The organism is Bifidobacterium sp. ESL0764, assembly GCF_029395515.1.
Taxonomy (GTDB): domain Bacteria; phylum Actinomycetota; class Actinomycetes; order Actinomycetales; family Bifidobacteriaceae; genus Bifidobacterium.
This window is the reverse complement of the sequence record NZ_CP113919.1, coordinates 1,909,606-1,926,898: the sequence shown is the minus strand read 5'-3', so window position 1 is coordinate 1,926,898 and position 17,293 is coordinate 1,909,606. Positions and strand designations below refer to the sequence as shown.

Sequence of the window (17,293 nt, the reverse complement as noted above, 5' to 3'; positions counted from 1 at the left end):
GGCAGCGTGAGATATGAGCATCGATTTTGCATATCTCACGCTGTAGTTTATTTGGTTCTCTGTTGCCCTATTGGGGGAGATAGACTCCTTGGTCGTGTTCAAAATCAGTTGTAATATATCATGAAATGGCGGAAAGTGATTGCGGTCTTTCCAAGCAGTTCTTGAACGGTTTTAAGCCATATGGCAGAATGATTCCGGTGTTATTGTGAACATGTTTTTTGATCTATGGCCTTTTCGCTGGATTCCTGCAATGGGTTCCGACATGATGAATGTTGATCATATTGGTAAAGCCTCTTCGCTCACGTCGCTCCCGGCGTGTTTCCTATGGTTTATGAGGGCAAGGAAGTAGGCTGTTGCTGACTGGAATATCCGTCAACACATAAAGCGGTATAGGGAAAACAGGTGACAAGGCAATGCAGAGGGCGAGTGAGTCGCAGATTCGGCAGATGGTCGCGAACGCGCGGACCGTCGTGGTCAAGGTCGGCTCCAGTTCGCTGACCAAGCCTTCCGGCCATTTGGACGTCGGCAAGGTCGGCGCGTTGGTTGAGATTTTGGCTCAGCGTGCCAAGCGCGGCACTCGTATGGTCTTGGTGTCGTCCGGTGCCATCGCCGCTGGCTTCGGCCCGTTGGGATTCGACTCAAGGCCAACGGACGTTTCGACCCAGCAGGCCGCGGCTTCGGTGGGTCAGGGCGTGCTGATGCAGCATTACGAGATCGGTTTCGCGCGCTACGGTGTGCGCGTCGGTCAGATTCTCCTGACCGCCGATGATACGATGCACGCCTCGCGCTACCGCAACGCACAGCGCACGCTGCTTAGGTTGCTTGATCTCGGCGTGGTCCCGATTATCAATGAAAACGATGCGTTGGCTACCAACGAGATTCGCTTCGGCGATAACGACCACCTTTCCACGCTGGTGGCCAATCTGGTGCGTTCCGATGCGCTGGTGCTGCTGACCGACGTCGACGGTCTTTACACCGCTCCGCCTTCCAAACCAAATGCCAAACGGGTCGGTTTCGTGCCGAACGTAGACGGAATTCTGAACGAGGTAACGGTCGCCGGCAGCTCGTCGGGCGTCGGCAGCGGCGGCATGGTCACCAAGCTCGAGGCAGCGCGTATAGCAGTCGCTTCTGGCATTCCCGTGGTGCTGACCAGCGCCGGTAACATTGCCGGAGCCCTGAACGGCGAGCCCACGGGCACGGCTTTCGCCCCGTCGCAGCACCGCGATTCCTCACGTCGTCTATGGATCGGTTTTGCCGCGAACCCTCGCGGAACACTCGTCGGCGACAAAGGTGCAATCAAAGCCGTGCTCGGCGGCAAGGCGAGTCTGTTGGCGGCCGGAGTATTGGAAGTACACGGCGCGTTTTCGGCGGGCGATCCCGTCTGGATCGACGACGAAGACGGCAACCATATCGCCAAAGGCCTCTCGGGCTTCGATTCCGACGAGATTCCGCATACCCTCGGCCGCGACACATCCCAGCTCAAGCGCTTGCTGGGTGAGGAATACGCCCATCCGCTCGTCCACCGCGACAATCTGGTGCTGCTATAGACCAGAAACCAATTCCGCCAGCTGGCCGCCAGCCAATTATGCAAGAAACGTACCGCTGGGAGTATGCCAGTGGATTGAATCTTGCATGGCGTGTTAGCTGTGCAAGAAATGTGCCGCTGAGTGTGTGTCAGTGGCTTAAGTCTTTCATGATGCGTTGGTTGTGCAAGAAATGTAGCGTTGGGATGGCGTCAGTGACCCATTTCTTGCACAATTGTTGGCCCGGCGATGTTGCGCATTTCGTTATATGCCCATCTGTCTTGCCAATTCGCCACTGCGGTCTAATCTTGAGTTGGTAATTGCCAGCGAGATGCGGGAGACGAAAATGGCAGAGTGGCAGACGTTAAGTGATCGTGTGAATTCCGTGGCGCCGAGCGCCACCCTGGCCGTGGATTCCAAGGCGAAGGCGATGAAGGCCGCAGGCGTCAATGTCATCAGTTACGGCGCCGGCGAACCCAATTTCCCGACTCCCGATTACGTCGTCGAGGCGGCCGCCGCGGCGTGTCGCGATCCGAAGAACCATCGTTACACCCCGACCTCTGGTCTGCCGCAGTTGCGTAAGGCCATCGCCGAGAAGACGTTGCGCGACTCCGGTTACGAGGTCTCGCCCGATCAGGTAGTGGTGACCAACGGCGGTAAGCAGGCCGTGTATGAGGCGCTCCAGATCATTGTCAATCCCGGTGACGAAGTCATTGTTCCCGCCCCTTACTGGACCACCTATCCCGAGGCCGTGAGACTTGCCGGCGGCAAGCCCGTCATCGTTTTCAGCGGTGCGGAGAACGGCTTCGAGCCGACCGTCGAAGCGCTTGAGGCCGCGCGCACGCCACGCACCAAAGCCATCTTCATCAACACTCCCTCGAACCCGACCGGAGCGGTTTTCAGCGAAGAAACGTTGCGTGCCGTGGGGCAGTGGGCCTTGGAACATCACGTATGGATCCTGAGCGACGAAATCTACGAACATCTTACGTATGACGGCGAGAAGACCGCGTACATCGGCGCCGTCGTGCCGGAAGTGCGCGACCAGCTCATCGTCCTGAACGGCGTGGCCAAGACCTACGCCATGACCGGTTGGCGCGTCGGCTGGCTTATCGGCTCCGTGCCGGTGGCCAAGGCCGCCGCCAAACTGCAGGGCCATATGACCTCCAACGTTGCCGACGTGTGCCAGCAGGCCGCGTACACGGCGGTTTCCGGCTCGCTCGACGCGGTGGCGATGATGCGCAAGTCGTTCGACAAGCGCCGCAAGGCCATCGTCGCCGGCCTCAACGCGGTAAATGGCGTCACCTGCCGCACCCCCAAGGGCGCGTTCTACGCTTTCGCTGATGTCACCGCCTTGCTGAACCGTCCGATCGGCAACGCCGGAAAGACTGCCAAAACCTCCTCCGATCTGGCCGCGCTGTTGCTCGACGAAGGTCATGTCGCCGCAGTACCTGGAGAAGCGTTCGGCGCACCCGGTTTCCTCCGTTTCTCGTACGCGCTCGCCGACGATGATCTGGCCGAGGGCATGCGCCGTTTCAAGCAATGGGTTGGCTGAAATCCATAGATTGAGGCAAGGACGAGAGAAGTGAAAAGGCCTGAGCCTTTTAGTCTGTTGGCTCTCCCTGCCGATTACCCTATCGCGATCTGCTTAGCCTCCTGCCCCGGATGTAACTGCGCAAGATTCGTTGTTTTTTGGGGTTCTTGGTGAACCAAGTGGCTTGTTTTTGTGGGATTTGGTGGTGATTCTTCCGTTTTTGGGGTTCTTGGTGCACCAAGTGGCTTGTTTTTGTGGGATTTGGTGGTGATTCTTCCGTTTTTGGGGTTCTTGGTGCACCAAGTGGCTTGTTTTTGTGGGATTTGGTGGTGATTCTTCCGTTTTTGGGGTTCTTGGTGCACCAAGTGGCTTGTTTTTGTGGGATTTGGTGGTGATTCTTCCGTTTTTGGGGTTCTTGGTGCACCAAGTGGCTTGTTTTTGTGGGATTTGGTGGTGATTCTTTCATTTTTGGGTCGCTTGGTGCGCCAAGACCCCCGATTTTGGAGGATTTGATCATGAAGTTTCCGGCAACTATCGCAAACAGTAATTGAGCAGCCTCTGTATACTGAGGTGCCGTGAATTCGTTGCGACACGAGGAGTGGACGAAACCACGAAAAGAGGCTAGACTATTTCCTCGGCGGTTTATGTCGCATGGTCTCGTGCTTCGAGTATCGTAGACAGAGTTCACCTAGGGAAGTGGCGCAATTGGTAGCGCAACGGTCTCCAAAACCGTAGGTTGTGGGTTCGAGTCCCGCCTTCCCTGCCAAGTAATCACAAGCCAAACGAAGGACGGATATGGCGAAGGCACACGAGTCTGAAGAGAGCGTCAAGCCGAACATTTTCATGCGTATCGGCTTGTTCATCAAGCAGGTTATCGACGAGCTGCGCAAGGTCGTCACGCCGAGCGCCAAAGAGCTGGCCGGTTGGTCGGTTGCCGTGTTTGTCTTTGTGGTGCTGCTGATGGCCCTCGTTACGGGTATGGATTTCGGTCTCGGCAAGTTGACTCTTTGGATTTTCGGCTGAGCGTAAATAATTTTTAAAGGTGACTAAAAGCATGGATAATGAAGTGAATCTCGAGGGCTTGGATGCATTGCCCGATCTGCCGAACGGTGATCAGACTGCGGCAGAGGCGCAGAACGTTGATAATGCTGCGGTTGATGCCGTAGCGGGTATCGAAAATGCTGATGCAACTGAGCCGGCTTCCGACGATTCCGCAGATGCTGCTTCTGCTGAGGGCGCTCAAGACGCTGAAAGCGAGTCTGAAAACGCTGCCGAAGTCGCCGGAGACGCTGCTGCCGATACTGCTGCGAACACCGAAGGCGAGGATGCTGACGACGCCGGAGCCAAGGCCGTCAAGGAATTCTCCAAGAGCTTGCGCGGTTTGGACGGCAAGTGGTATGTGCTTCACACCTATTCCGGCTATGAGAAGCGCGTGAAGGCCAACGTCGAGTCCCGTATCCAGAGCTTCGGCCTTGAAGATCAGATCTTCCAGATCGAAGTGCCGATGGAAGAGGTCGAGAAGCATACCGACAAAGGCAAGAAGGTCGTCACCCGCGTGCGTGTGCCCGGCTATGTGCTCATTCGCATGTGGCCTGACGAGAACGCCCGCCGTATCGTTCGCGAGACGGAAGGCGTAACCGGTTTCGTGGGGCCCACCAAGGAGCCTGCACCGCTGAGCCGCAAGGACGTCGTCAAGATGATGGCTCCGATGATCGCCTCCGAGGCGCTCAAGGAAGCGGGCGACAAGCCTGCCGCCGCCAAGAAGCGTACGGTCGAGGTCTCCTACAAGGTCGGCGATCAGGTCACCGTCATCGACGGCCCGTTCGCCACGATGGCCGGCGCGGTTTCAGACGTCGAGCCCACCACGCAGAAGCTCACCGTGCTAGTTTCCATATTCGGCCGTGACACACCGGTCGAGCTCGGTTTCAGCCAGGTTGAGAAGATCGTCTGATACCGTTTCGGTCTAACCTTTTCAGTAATGATGCCGCAGGTCGCAAGGTCTGCGGCATCATTGGTATTCGTTGCCTGTCACAGCATATGCCCGTCGTCGCAAATGAGTCTTTACCAGCACTTCACACACATTGATGCTGGAAAGGTCCTAAAAAGAATTTCTAAATGCGGTGTTTCCAGCACAGCAGTGAAGGTTAGTGCTGGTAAAACCGCATTTTCTTCGACTAGGCAGGGATTCTTTGACAGCGCTGATTTCGACGAACATGCAGCTTATCGCGATAGAGTTCATTGTCTTGAAGGGCTGGAATAATAGAAAGGCTTGTGTCTGGAGGGGAGACCCGCTAGCACAGCAGAAGCAATATCAGTTGCGGGAGGAGACCCGTGACACTTGATATACCAACGGTTTTGCTGAGACTGACGATATGTCGGTTTCGGTATTATCAGCCTGGTGTGCGGCCATCGCAAGATGACGGCGCACAGAAACGGCCGAAACCGGATATATCGCAAAAGTGTCGTGGGCGACCGTAAGCACCGCACGGACAATGAAAAGGAGCCATTTCTATGGCTGGAAAAAAGGTCACTGCGCTGATCAAGCTGCAGATCGAGGCCGGCAAGGCTAACCCTGCGCCGCCGCTCGGTCCTGCTCTCGGTTCGCATGGCGTCAACATCATGGACTTCTGCAAGTCCTACAACGAAGCGACGAAAGACAAGATGGGACAGGTTGTTCCTGTCGAAATCACCGTCTACGAGGATCGCTCGTTCGATTACGTTCTGAAGACCCCGCCGGCCGCAGCGCTTCTGCTCAAGGCAGCTGGTTTGAAGAAGGGCACCGACAACCCGCTGACCCACAAGGTCGGAACTGTCACCTCGGCTCAGGTCCGTGAGATCGCCGAGACCAAGATGGCCGATCTGTCCGCTCGCGACGTCGAGGCCGGCATGAAGATCATCGCGGGCACCGCCCGTTCGATGGGCATCACGGTCGAAGGCTGAGGGAGGAACACAGATGGCTAACAAGCATTCCAAGAAATATCGTGAATCGGCCGAGAAGGTCGACGGCAGCAATCTGTACACCGCTTCCGAAGCTATCGCGCTGCTGAAGAGCATGCCCGAGCGCGGTTTCGATGAGACCATCGAAGCCACCTATCGCCTGGGCGTCGACCCGCGCAAGGCGGACCAGCTGGTCCGTGGCGTGGTCAACCTCCCGAACGGCACCGGCAAGACCGCCACGGTCCTCGTGTTCGCCCGTGGTCCGAAGGCCACTGAGGCTGCCGAAGCCGGAGCCGACATGGTCGGTGACGACGACATGGTCGCCAAGGTGCAGGGCGGCTTCCTCGACTTCGATGCCGTGGTCGCCACTCCCGACATGATGGGCAAGGTAGGCCGTTTGGGCCGCGTGCTCGGCCCCCGTGGCCTCATGCCGAACCCGAAGACCGGCACCGTGACCATGGATGTGGCCAAGGCTGTCAAGGACATCAAGGGCGGCAAGATCGAGTTCCGCGTCGACAAGAACGGCAACCTGTCGTTCATCATCGGCAAGAAGTCCTTCGATCAGAAGGCTCTGGAAGAGAACTTCCAGGCCGTGGCCGCGGAGATCAAGCGTCTGCGTCCTTCCACTGTGAAGGGCCGCTATATCTCCAAGGCGACGCTCACCTCGACGATGGGCCCCGGCGTTCCGCTGGATCTCGCCCCGCTTTCCTGAAGCGTGAAAAGCGTGTGAGTTGCGCAAAGCGTAGTTCATCGATAAGTTGCCCGGTACCTTTAAAGAGGTGCCGGGCAACTTTGGTTTTGTTGATGAATTCCTCGCTTGTTTGCCTTGAATATCCATTATTTGGTTTTCGTAATTGTTTATTATCGCTCAAACGTAATATCAAGAAATCTTGATTTTTCTGTAAATCGGTGTTCGGCTCTTGCTTTTTCCTCTGGCTTTTTGTATTCCTGAATCACCATCGACGTGATGATGCCGTAACGTTTTGCGGCAATAGGGGACACCGGGAAGGGCTAAAAGAAAAATGACGACTTGGCATACTGGAGGGGCGTATCGGCGGAAGCCCAACAACTATCGCCGTCGACCTGTTCAAGGCGGCAGGAGGGTCAGCAACGCCCATTTCCGACGTCGACGGGTCGATTTCGACAGCCTGCTGGTACGATTCCTGATTTTGTTGCTTGCGGCTTGCATTATCGGTGTCGGTTTCGGGCTGGTGCTGCCGAAGGTGAGCAAGCCACTTGCGCAGATGACCGGCCAGTATGTGGCGACCGGACCGGTGGCGCAGGTGCTGGCGACGTTGCCGGTGGACGACCATCCGAGCACTCGTGGTTACGACCGCGATTCGTTCGGCTACAACACCACCGACGACGACGGTGACGGTTGCACCATCCGTGACGACATCCTCAAGCGAGACATGACAAGCGTCAGATACAAGGCACCGAGCGCCTGCCAGGTCAAAACCGGCGCTTTGCAGGAACCGTACACCGGCAAATTCATCCGTTTCGTGCGCGGCAAGCGGACGAGCGCGGCGGTGCAGATTGACCATGTCGTGGCGCTGGAAAACGCCTGGCAGTCCGGGGCGAGCCAGTGGGATGCGGAGACGAAACAGGAATACGGCAACGATGCCTACAATCTGCTGGCCGTCGACGGTCCGGCCAATCAGCAGAAGGGTTCCGCCTCCGCTGCCTACTGGCTTCCCGCGAACCGCGGATTCCGCTGTGCCTACGTCGCCCGTCAGGTCGGGGTCAAGCAGAAATACAACCTCTCGGTGACGACCTCCGAAAAACAAGCCATCTCAAAAGTCCTGAAAACGTGCCCGGCCCAGCAGATTCCGAAGCGGTAAGAGCGTCTTCGGCTGGAGTGCCCCGAGAATAAGAAAAACGCCGATGCGCAGTTTGTGATGTGCATTTCAAACTGTGCATCGGCGTTTGTCGAACGTGGCGTGAATCCCGATTACTTGTGCTGATGAATGTGGGGGACGTGGGGCACATGGACGTGGCGCAGCGTGCGGTTGGCGAGGTCTCGGGCCGAACCGGCACCCTGGCCTTTGACGCCGAAGAACACGATCAGCACCATGCCCAGCGCGATGACCGAGCTGATGATCAGCGACATCCTGATGCCGAAGATGTTCGAGAGGATCGCGGCTTCGTGGCCCGAACCCATCGAGCTCTGCCGGATTTTGGTGAACTCCTCCATGAGGATGACCAGCACCGGTGCGCCGATGGCTCCGGATATCTGCCGGACGGTGTTGGTGACGGCCGATCCTGCGGACATCGAACGCACTTCCAGGCAGTTGAGCGACCAGGTGGTCACCGGCATCAGCACGAAGCCCATGCCGATCTGTCGGATGAACTGGCAGATGGAGACCCACCAGATCGGGATACCGGTGCTGATGAAACTCATCATGATGGTGCCGATCATGAGGATGGTCGTGCCGGCCAGAGCCACGGGGCGCGCGCCGTACTTGTCGAGCGCACGGCCGCCGAAGAACTGCGCGATGCACTGGCCGATGGCGCCCGGCAGCATCACCAGTCCGGAGATCGTGGCCGAATAGCCGCGGTCGTTCTGGATGAACAGCGGAATGATGACGGTGATGGAACTGAAGGCGAAGAAGCTCATAGCCGCGGTGATGGTGCCCATCATGAAGCTGTGGTTCCTGAGCACGGTGAGGTCGAGCAGCGGTGGCTGGATCTTCTTGATGCCATCGATGATCGAGCGGCTCTTGAAACTGGCGAAATGCTTCTTGAGCTTGTCCGCGTGGTCCGGATTGTCGGCGACATGCTTGACCATGGCGTGCACGGCCTCGATACTTGCCGGGTAGGCCGAAGCGCTGCCGGGTTGAGATGAAGCGGAATCGTCGGCTTGCTGCGTTGCGCTCTCCTTGAACGCCTGCATCTCGCTGCTTTCGAGATCGTCGATGGCCGCGTTCATTTCCTTCTTGTAACGCTTGGCGCCTTTGAGCTGACGGGTGACGAACCAGACGATGCCGACCAGTCCGACGGCCATCGGCAGCCAGACCAGAGGGTTGGTGAATGCGTAGGTCTCGATGTTGGTGAAGCCGAAGAGCAGACCGCCGAAGCCGATGATCGACAGGCATACCGAGAAGAAGTCGGCTTTTGCGTCATCGTCGTTCTCGCCGAAGTTATGCAGGCCGAAAATGGCGAGCACCAGGGCGATGGCGCCGACGATGGTCAGCGAGACGAAGATGGAGCGCCAGCCGCTGGCGTCGGTCTGCCAGCCGCCGAAGGTCGGGCCGATGGCCGGGGCGACGCTCATGGCCACGCCCACGGTGCCCATCGCCACGCCGCGTTTGGACATCGGGTAGACCGAGAAGACGATGATCTGCAGCACTGGCCACATCACGCCGGAGCCGATGGCTTCGAGCGTGCGGCCGGCGAGCACGACGATGAAGGTGGGGCCGAACCAGGCCAGCACAGAGCCGATCGTGAAGACGACCATCGAGGTGATGACGATCTGACGCGTGGAGAAACGGCGGGTGAGGTAGGCGGTCAGCGGCACCATGACGCCCTGGACGAGCTGGATGACGGAGGTCAGCCACTGGCCGGTGGTCACATTGATGTGGAACTCGGAGACGATGGTCGGCAATGCCGCGCTCAGCTGCAGCTGGGTGAAGTTGCCGACGAAGGTGATGAAGGTGAGGATGGCGATGGAGATGAAGGCCGCATGGCTCAAGTGCCCGTCGATGTAGGATTCCTCTTTGGTAAGGGCTTTCGACAAGGATGGTTTCGAAGGAGATTTTGCCGACGTTTGCGTTGGATCAGACACGACCGCCCGCTCCCTCTTGTTGTTGCACTGAGATGTTCATTAGTACCTGCATACGTTTATCACAATTTTCGAAATTCAAGGCGTTCAATTATGATTTCGGCGGAGGAAAGACGATTCCACTACGCTTGCTCACCCGGTTCAGATTACACCCTTAGCCGGATAGCGGGCATATATGATGTCACAGGTCGCAGACAAATACAACTACAAACACAAATACAAAGACAAAATTGAACACAAACTGGGTGGTGTGTGATTTACACGCCGGTGCCGCGGAAAACGGCCATGACGGTTTTGAGCAAGATGGCGATGTCGCCGGTGAACGACCAGTTCTCGACGTACGAGATGTCGAGCTGTTCGCTCTCTTCCTGGCTCAGTTCGTTGCGTCCGGAAATCTGCCACGGCCCGGTGATGCCGGGCTTGACCAAGAGACGTGCGGAATAGAGCGAGCCGTATTGGTCCACCTCGTACTGCTGTTGCGGCCGTGGCCCGACGAGGCTCATGTCGCCCTTGAACACGTTGAAGAACTGCGGGAATTCGTCCAGCGATGTCTTACGAATGAAGTGACCGAACTTGGTGATGCGCGGATCGTCCTCGGCCTTGAACAAAATGCCGTGTACGTTTCCGGTCTCCTCGGCCACCTTCTCGTCGTATTTGTCAGCATTCACGCGCATCGAACGGAATTTGTAGAGCGTGAACGGCTTGCCGTAAAGCCCGATACGCTGTTGGGAATACATCGCCGGTCCACCGTCTTCGCTCTTGACGCGGATGGCGACAAAGGCCATCAGCGGCGAAGAGATGATGATGGCGAAAGCAGAGCCGACGAGGTCGAAGGCGCGTTTAAGTATTCTGGTCAATGTGGAATACTGCGGCAGCCGGGCCGTGAGCATCGGCATCGACGGGTTGCTGCGCAGATGGAGCTGTGAGGATGCGATATCGGCGACGTTGGCCATGAACGCGAGCTCGATTCCCATGGACTCCACCGCCAACGAGAAGGTACGCATGGTCTCGGAATACCGGGACATGACGTCGGCGATGAGAATCGCCTGCGAGCCGAGTTCCCTCGCCTTTTGAGGCAAGTGAGAGTCCATCGGCAATATCCGCAGTTTCTGTTCTTCCGGGCAGGTGGCGCTGAACGGCACCGAAACGAGTTGCTGCGCGTCCGGAGAGTTTTGATTTTCAGAACTATCGGAGACGGAGACCACGGGACAGACCGCGACGGGCCTGTAGCCCATGCCCGGATTTTCCTTGAGTTGCGCGATGACGTTGTGGATTCCCTCGGGTGAACCGACAATCACAGTGTCATACATGTAGGTGTCTTTGCGGCGATGCCGATGCAAAGAACGACGCATGATCCAACGTTCCAGCAGCTCCAGCACGCAGGAGCAAAGCGGTATGAGAACGGTCAGAGAGCGCGGGATGCTGAGCTTGAAGATATAGCTGAACATGCAGATGATGACGAAATCGACCAACGTCGCGTTGAGGATCTCGCTATACAGCTCGTAGCCCTCGCCCATGGCGTGACGGTGATAGATGTGCTGCGATGCGAGGCTCACGATCCACGCGACACAGATGAGTACAAGAAATAGGTTGAGCCGTTTCGGGCTATAGCCGTAATTCCTTAAATTCGCGTAGGCAGGAGTATCGAGAAACAACACTAGAGCCGTAGCCAAAAGCGTCATGACGATATCGAGCACGATAAGGGTTGTGTTGAAGACGAAACTCCATTTCGGAATGGAATAGTTGAGCAGCTGATGATTGGAATCAGTGGCTTTGGAATGGAACTTGCCTTCGCTGTCCGAAAGAAAATACGAGCCGTCGAAAAAGCTGTTGCCCACGGGTGTATCGACGCGATGCGGGTCTGATGAAGCGGTGCGTTTCTTACGTTTATTGGTGAATGGGAGTTCTGGATTTCCTTCGATTCTCAAGGTCTTATCGTCAAGGTGCGCGGCTTCAGCGGTCAGTTGAATATGACCCGACTCAACTTTCTGTGCCACGATGTAACCTCTTCTTCTTAAAAAACCGTTCACACAATGATACATAACACATAGGCAAAGAAGACTGCTCTGTTGCAGTTCTCGGCGTGTGTCGGTCTCACTGTGCTGCATAGTCATGCTACTGCCTAGGCCCGTGTTATGTCTGCCAGGGTTACCTTACTTATACCGAATCTGTGCAGAATTTGCCTCAAAGTCGTGAAATCCAAGGTAATAGAGCATAATGGTTCATTGTCATGTCAGTGAAGGGAAGTTTCATGCGTCAACCACAAGGTAGGCATTTGGCGGCCGTCAGGCCTATGCGCCGGCATCGTGCCTGGCCGTGGGTCCTGCTGGTGATATTCGTGCTGCTTGTTGCCATGGCAGGGGTCGGAGCATATGCCGCCAAGACCATGTATGGCCAGGCCAAAGAGGTCAAGACGCACGAGCAGAACGCCGTAACCATGCTCAGCGGCTTCTCGAGCACCAACGATTTGGACTCGCTGGATCAGATTTCGCAGAAACTGCCGCAGGTGCAGAGCGAAACGCAACAGGCCAAGGAAATTGCACATGGCAAGCTCTGGAATCTGGCCGCCAAGGCTCCGTTCGTCGGCAACGACATCAAGACGGTGCAGGGTATGACGTCGAGTGTTGATGCGATTACGCATGATTCTGTCCCCGGCTTTTTGAACGTTGTCAATAATCTCAAAGGCGCACAATTGGGTGAGGGCAGTGGCCAAATAAATCTTCAGCCGATTTTGCAGTCACAGCAACAGATAAAAATTGCCAACGATTCCATGCAGGCCCAAGTAAATGCATTTCACCAGTTGCCTGCGCAGAAAGCAAAGTTAGGTGTGGTTCGCAACGCTTATGACTCTTCAGATAAGAAGCTTGATGCTCTGGCCGAGAAGATTGACGAAATTTCGAAAGCTTTCCAAATCGTCCCTGATTTTCTTGGTGTGAATCAGCCGCATCATTACGCGGTGATGTCCATGACCACTTCCGAGGTTCGATCCGGCGGTGGTCTTGTTGGTTCTATAGGAGACCTTACAACCGATAATGGGAAAATAACCGTTGGAGATTTCCTTCCTAACCTAACTTACGAACGGTACGGTGCGGTCGGCCCCACTGCCAGTGAACGAGCGATTTTTTCTGACTGGGGTCCGGAAAATATGTCGCTCGATATTCGCGATTCTGCGGTAGTTCCCGACACTGCACGTACTGCACAGATGATGCAAGTGGTGTGGAATCAAACTCCCTGGGGCACGAATGCTCCTATTGATGGGGTGATTACCATTGACCCGGTTTTCTTGCAGCAATTGATTGCCATAAACGGTAGCGTGAAGTTGTCGAATGGGCAGGTACTCGACGGCCAGAATACAGCGGAGTTTCTACTCAATACTATTTATAAAGTGTATAGTCCGGGGCAGCAGGATGTTCTTTTTGGCGAAGTGGCAACACAATCAATGAACAACATGTTTTCGAATATGAATTTTGATAAAATCTCTAAAATCGCTGGGGTTATTGGCAGCATGGCACGTTGGCGTCATTTTACGATGTATTCTTTCGATTCTCAGCTTGAGCAGAAATATATGGCGAATGGCTATACAGGACAGACACCGAACAGCGAGGAGAATCCTGAGGTAGGTGTTTATGTCAACGAGCAAAATGTTTCTAAGATGAGTTGGTACATCAAGCGTACTTCCAAAATTACCAAGACCAGTACCAATCCTACGGGTGCTCGAACTTATCATGTCGACTATAGTATGACGAATACTTTGAGCCAGGCAGAGGTTTCGTCTTTGCCTGACTACATCAAAGGCATGTATCCAATGAGCGTTCCGTTGGGATATGGCAGCGAGAAAACGCTGATTTATGCTCCCGCGGGAGGGAGTGTTACTAATCTTGTCATTCATGGGCAAGCAAGCGCGCCGAAACAGATGACTTTAAACGACAAGCCATTGCAGGCAAGCGTGGCCACTTTGCCGCCAGGCGCGACGGTGACTTTTTCCTTCGATGTAACCACATCAGCGAAAACCGTTTCCGATTTGGAGCTGGACCAAAGCCCGATGGGTTGGGAAGATCCGGGTGTGACAAAGATTGGATACTAATCGTTGATTGGGGAATTAACTTATAGAGAGGCGTTAGGGGTATGAGCAACAAGCCTATCCGTGTGATGCAGGTCATGGGCCACATGGCGGGTGGCGGCGTCGAAGCCACCATCATGAATCATTACCGGTTCATTGATCGCAGCAAGGTTCAGTTCGATTTCGTCGTTGATTCGGACTCCACTATGGTTCCTCATGATGAGATCGAGTCGCTCGGCGGGAGGGTGTTCGTGGTGCCTCCGTATAAGAATCTGCCGCAGTATATGAAGGCCTGTGAGCGGCTGTTTCGAGAGCAAAAGCCGGATATTGTCCATTCGAATATCAATGCGCTGAGCGTCTTTCCCCTGGCCGCAGCAAAAAGAGCCGGTATCAAGGTGCGTATTGCCCACAGCCATAGCACTGCTGCTCCTGGTGAAGGATTGAAAAACTTGGCAAAGAATGTCCTACGCCCTTTTTCTAAGCTGTTTGCGAGTCACTTGGTAGCATGTTCTGAGAACTCAGCGAAATGGTTGTTCGGTCGGAAGGCTTTTGAAGCCGGCCGAGTGCATATTGTCAAAAATGCCATTGATCTTCAGCGATTCCGGTTTAATCCAGCCATTCGTTCTGCTATGCGGCATGAGCTTGATATTTCGCCTGAGCAGCTGGTCATTGGTCAGGTAGGAAGATTCTGTTTTCAAAAAAACCAGTTATTCTCATTGAATGTTTTCAAGCGTTTTCTGGCAATACATCCTGATGCCGTGATGCTGCTTGTTGGTGATGGCGAGCTCTTATCTGATATTAAGAGGAGGATAGACGAACTTGGATTGAACGGGCAGGTACGGCTGCTAGGCCAACGGAATGATGTTGATAAACTCTACCAGGCGTTTGATTTGTTCATGTTCCCGTCGCGCTATGAGGGTTTGCCGCTTACTGTCGTAGAAGCTCAGGCTGCCGGTTTGCCGGTTGTTATGTCGACGGAAGTTGCCAACGAGGTCAGTATTATTCCCGATTTGGTATCAAGTTTGGATTTGGATGTTTCTGCTGATAAATGGTCGGATTACTGGAATACTGTGATAGTTCATAATAAGAATCGCAGCATTGATCAATCACAGTTCATTGAATCTGGTTATGAAATAAGATCAGACGCGGATAAACTAGGTCGATGGTACCGCTCAGTATTGCAAATACAATGAATTTGTACGGATGAAACAGTTCTATAAGAAATCAAGAGAAGAATCGTTTGAAAGGTAAAACTGGCTATGGGTGTATTTATTGCGGTATTTGGAGTGTTCCTCGTTTCCGAATTGCTAGGAAAATTCTTCTCGAATCATAAGCTGAATATTGGTATGCTTTGCCTTTCAATGGCGATTTTGATCTTGATTACAGGGTTAAGAAACTCGTCTGTAGGCACCGATAGTGAAATGTATGTAGGAATTCTTACAAATCCGTTTAAGCATTGTCCTACTGAAATTGGTTACTGTATAGTAAATAGAGGGTTGTTCGCGCTTGGATTACCGTATACAGTACTTTTCTTGTTGGAAGGCTTAATCCTCTATACTGCCATGGGGCTGTTTATTTATTGGTATATTGATGAACGTTGGTGGATGATTGCGAGTCTGCTCTTGATTGTGACTCATGTTTTCTTCTATGCCATGAATGCGTCACGTCAATATCTAGCCGTTGCTTTGGTGTGCCTTGCGTTGATGTTCTTTGAAAAAAAGCATTTGATTTGGGCAATTATATTGGTGCTAGGAGCAGCAACGATGCACAAGACTGCGCTGCTCGGCTTTATTCCGATGCTGCTTACCTATTTTGCCAAATCTGAGAAATTCAGAAGGTTCTCGATAATTGCTGTTGTTGCTTCTTTCTTTTTACAGTTTATTAATTACATGCCCATTTTTACTTGGGTTGGGCAGAGAATCGGGAAATACCAACAATATCAGCAGGGTAAAGGTATGGCCGCATATACCTCGTCATCTACCGCATATTGGATTGCATATAGTCTTGCTGTTTCGATTGTCTACGTTTTTTATATTGTTAATCAGTTGAGAAATAAAGAGATTGAAACCGATGCTTCTGCTTTACGACGCTCATCTTTCCTGATTTCTGGCTCTCTTTCTTATGTGGTTCTGATGAATGTGTTTGCAGCAAATTGGTTGTTGAACCGATTGTCTGAATACTTCATCATATTTTTCATCTGGTTGTTGTGTGCTTGTCTGCAATCATTGAGTAACCACACCTTTAGAATAACAGCTACGGTTACTGTGCTGCTGCTGTTTACTGTTGCGTGCTTTGTACAGGTATATATAAAAGGTAATTATGGTGTGTTGCCTTACTTGTTCTTTTTCCAGTAATTTATTTAGGTAAGTTTGTTGGACAATATATAAATTGAGAAATAGATATATAAAGGAAAGTTGTTATGGAAGATGATCCGTTGATAAGCATAGTAATTCCGGTATTTAATGCTTCTCGGTATTTATCTTTTACTTTAGATTCTGTACTTGCACAGACTTATAAGAAGTTTGAAGTTATAGTAGTTGATGATGGTTCGACCGATGACAGCGGAAAAATAGAAAAACAATATGAGTTAAAAGACAAACGAATCTGTATTGTTCAACAAGAAAATCATGGCCCGGCTTCAGCTCGTAACACAGGAATCAGATATGCGAATGCTGGTCTCATCACGTTTATGGATAGTGATGATGTAATTGGGCCGCAATATATTGAGCATTTGCTAATGCCATTTCATGATAACGGTATCGATATTTCAATTACCGATATTATGGAATTTCGAGATAACGGTTTGATACGAGTCGATTTGAATAGGATTGGCAATAAATCGCGGCAAAAAGGATTTATGGATAACTTATCTGGATCCGAAGCGCTGGGAAAAATGTTGTATCAAAGAGATATTGATCCCTCTGCTTGTGCAAAGATGTATCGTATTCAGTTGTTCGATGATGTTCGTTTTCCAGATAATCAGCTTTACGAAGATTTTGTGACCACTGTTCAACTTTTTAGTAAAACATCGAGAATCGCTCATTTAAGCTATACTGATTATTATTATCGCATACGGAATGGAAGTAGACAAAGATCGCATTATACTCACCGTAATATGGATTTGATAAAAGCATTGTATAAAATAAATGATTTGGTTATTAACCAATATCCCAACCTTTTACCAGCATTAAAAAGTAAGTATCTTTCAGCTGCTTTTAATCTAATTATGAAAATGGATAATCAGGATTTAAAGAAATATTCATGTGATCAAATAATTCTATGGAATATTATTAAAAGAAACAGAAAAGCTGTGTTTTTTGATTCCAAAGCGCGGCCGAGAGCAAGATTAGCCGCATTGTTTTCCGTTTTTGGCCTACGTCTTGTAAGCATTGTTTATAGCTGGTATGAACACTATAAGTATTGTTAATGGTGTATTTGTACATAGTGTAGGGAAATTGAGA

Annotated in this window: 13 protein-coding genes and 1 tRNA gene; 12 read left to right on the top strand and 2 right to left on the bottom strand. The window is 52.7% G+C overall.

All coding sequences use genetic code 11. The features are described from left to right. Positions 1-413 precede the first annotated feature (413 nt). From proB to OZX71_RS07400, 8 genes are all read left to right on the top strand, one after another. Positions 414-1,547, top strand: a complete 1,134-nt coding sequence (gene proB, locus OZX71_RS07435) for a glutamate 5-kinase (protein ID WP_277159860.1) — start codon at positions 414-416, stop codon at positions 1,545-1,547. Positions 1,548-1,869: 322 nt separating this feature from the next. After that, positions 1,870-3,075, top strand: coding sequence for a pyridoxal phosphate-dependent aminotransferase (locus OZX71_RS07430; protein ID WP_277159859.1), 1,206 nt, complete (start codon positions 1,870-1,872; stop codon positions 3,073-3,075). 669 nt (positions 3,076-3,744) lie between these two features. After that, a tRNA-Trp gene (locus OZX71_RS07425) sits at positions 3,745-3,820 on the top strand. 29 nt (positions 3,821-3,849) lie between these two features. Continuing rightward, positions 3,850-4,077 (top strand): preprotein translocase subunit SecE, encoded by a 228-nt coding sequence (gene secE / locus OZX71_RS07420; protein WP_277146188.1) that lies wholly within the window; start codon positions 3,850-3,852, stop codon positions 4,075-4,077. A gap of 31 nt (positions 4,078-4,108) precedes the next feature. Further along, the gene (nusG, locus tag OZX71_RS07415) at positions 4,109-5,005 is read left to right on the top strand and encodes a transcription termination/antitermination protein NusG (protein ID WP_277159858.1); all 897 of its coding nucleotides are present in this window, start codon (positions 4,109-4,111) and stop codon (positions 5,003-5,005) included. Positions 5,006-5,565: 560 nt separating this feature from the next. Then, entirely contained in the window at positions 5,566-5,994 is a 429-nt protein-coding gene (gene rplK / locus OZX71_RS07410) for a 50S ribosomal protein L11 (RefSeq protein WP_277146190.1), read from the top strand. 13 nt (positions 5,995-6,007) lie between these two features. Beyond that, positions 6,008-6,703 carry a 50S ribosomal protein L1 gene (gene rplA / locus OZX71_RS07405; protein ID WP_277159857.1) on the top strand — a complete coding sequence of 232 codons (696 nt, stop codon included), beginning with the start codon at positions 6,008-6,010 and terminating at the stop codon, positions 6,701-6,703. Positions 6,704-7,154: 451 nt separating this feature from the next. Continuing rightward, positions 7,155-7,832 (top strand): HNH endonuclease family protein, encoded by a 678-nt coding sequence (locus OZX71_RS07400; protein WP_277160690.1) that lies wholly within the window; start codon positions 7,155-7,157, stop codon positions 7,830-7,832. A gap of 110 nt (positions 7,833-7,942) precedes the next feature. Here OZX71_RS07400 and OZX71_RS07395 read toward each other — a convergent pair whose 3' ends face one another. After that, positions 7,943-9,775, bottom strand: a complete 1,833-nt coding sequence (locus OZX71_RS07395) for an MDR family MFS transporter (protein WP_277159856.1) — start codon at positions 9,773-9,775, stop codon at positions 7,943-7,945. Between the two features lie 254 nt (positions 9,776-10,029). Next, a complete protein-coding gene (locus tag OZX71_RS07390; protein ID WP_277159855.1) occupies positions 10,030-11,769 on the bottom strand; it encodes a sugar transferase in 1,740 nt (579 codons plus the stop codon). A 254-nt stretch (positions 11,770-12,023) separates the two neighbouring features. Here OZX71_RS07390 and OZX71_RS07385 point away from each other — a divergent pair, with 254 nt between their 5' ends. From OZX71_RS07385 to OZX71_RS07370, 4 genes are all read left to right on the top strand, one after another. After that, positions 12,024-13,856 carry a DUF4012 domain-containing protein gene (locus tag OZX71_RS07385; protein WP_277159854.1) on the top strand — a complete coding sequence of 611 codons (1,833 nt, stop codon included), beginning with the start codon at positions 12,024-12,026 and terminating at the stop codon, positions 13,854-13,856. Between the two features lie 41 nt (positions 13,857-13,897). Then, positions 13,898-15,025, top strand: coding sequence for a glycosyltransferase family 1 protein (locus OZX71_RS07380; protein WP_277159853.1), 1,128 nt, complete (start codon positions 13,898-13,900; stop codon positions 15,023-15,025). 66 nt (positions 15,026-15,091) lie between these two features. After that, on the top strand, positions 15,092-16,186 hold the full coding sequence (locus OZX71_RS07375) for an EpsG family protein (RefSeq protein ID WP_277159852.1): 1,095 nt from the start codon (positions 15,092-15,094) through the stop codon (positions 16,184-16,186). Between the two features lie 65 nt (positions 16,187-16,251). Continuing rightward, complete coding sequence (locus tag OZX71_RS07370; protein WP_277159851.1) at positions 16,252-17,259, top strand: glycosyltransferase family 2 protein; 1,008 nt, start codon at positions 16,252-16,254, stop codon at positions 17,257-17,259. Positions 17,260-17,293: the final 34 nt, after the last annotated feature.

Bases quoted from the DNA above. Each gene is read 5' to 3' on its own strand.
- secE (WP_277146188.1), top strand. From the start codon at position 3,850: ATGGCGAAGGCACACGAGTCTGAAGAGAGCGTCAAGCCGAACATTTTC.
- OZX71_RS07375 (WP_277159852.1), top strand. From the start codon at position 15,092: ATGGGTGTATTTATTGCGGTATTTGGAGTGTTCCTCGTTTCCGAATTG.
- OZX71_RS07385 (WP_277159854.1), top strand. From the start codon at position 12,024: ATGCGTCAACCACAAGGTAGGCATTTGGCGGCCGTCAGGCCTATGCGC.
- rplK (WP_277146190.1), top strand. From the start codon at position 5,566: ATGGCTGGAAAAAAGGTCACTGCGCTGATCAAGCTGCAGATCGAGGCC.
- OZX71_RS07380 (WP_277159853.1), top strand. From the start codon at position 13,898: ATGAGCAACAAGCCTATCCGTGTGATGCAGGTCATGGGCCACATGGCG.
- OZX71_RS07370 (WP_277159851.1), top strand. From the start codon at position 16,252: ATGGAAGATGATCCGTTGATAAGCATAGTAATTCCGGTATTTAATGCT.
- nusG (WP_277159858.1), top strand. From the start codon at position 4,109: ATGGATAATGAAGTGAATCTCGAGGGCTTGGATGCATTGCCCGATCTG.
- rplA (WP_277159857.1), top strand. From the start codon at position 6,008: ATGGCTAACAAGCATTCCAAGAAATATCGTGAATCGGCCGAGAAGGTC.
- proB (WP_277159860.1), top strand. From the start codon at position 414: ATGCAGAGGGCGAGTGAGTCGCAGATTCGGCAGATGGTCGCGAACGCG.
- OZX71_RS07430 (WP_277159859.1), top strand. From the start codon at position 1,870: ATGGCAGAGTGGCAGACGTTAAGTGATCGTGTGAATTCCGTGGCGCCG.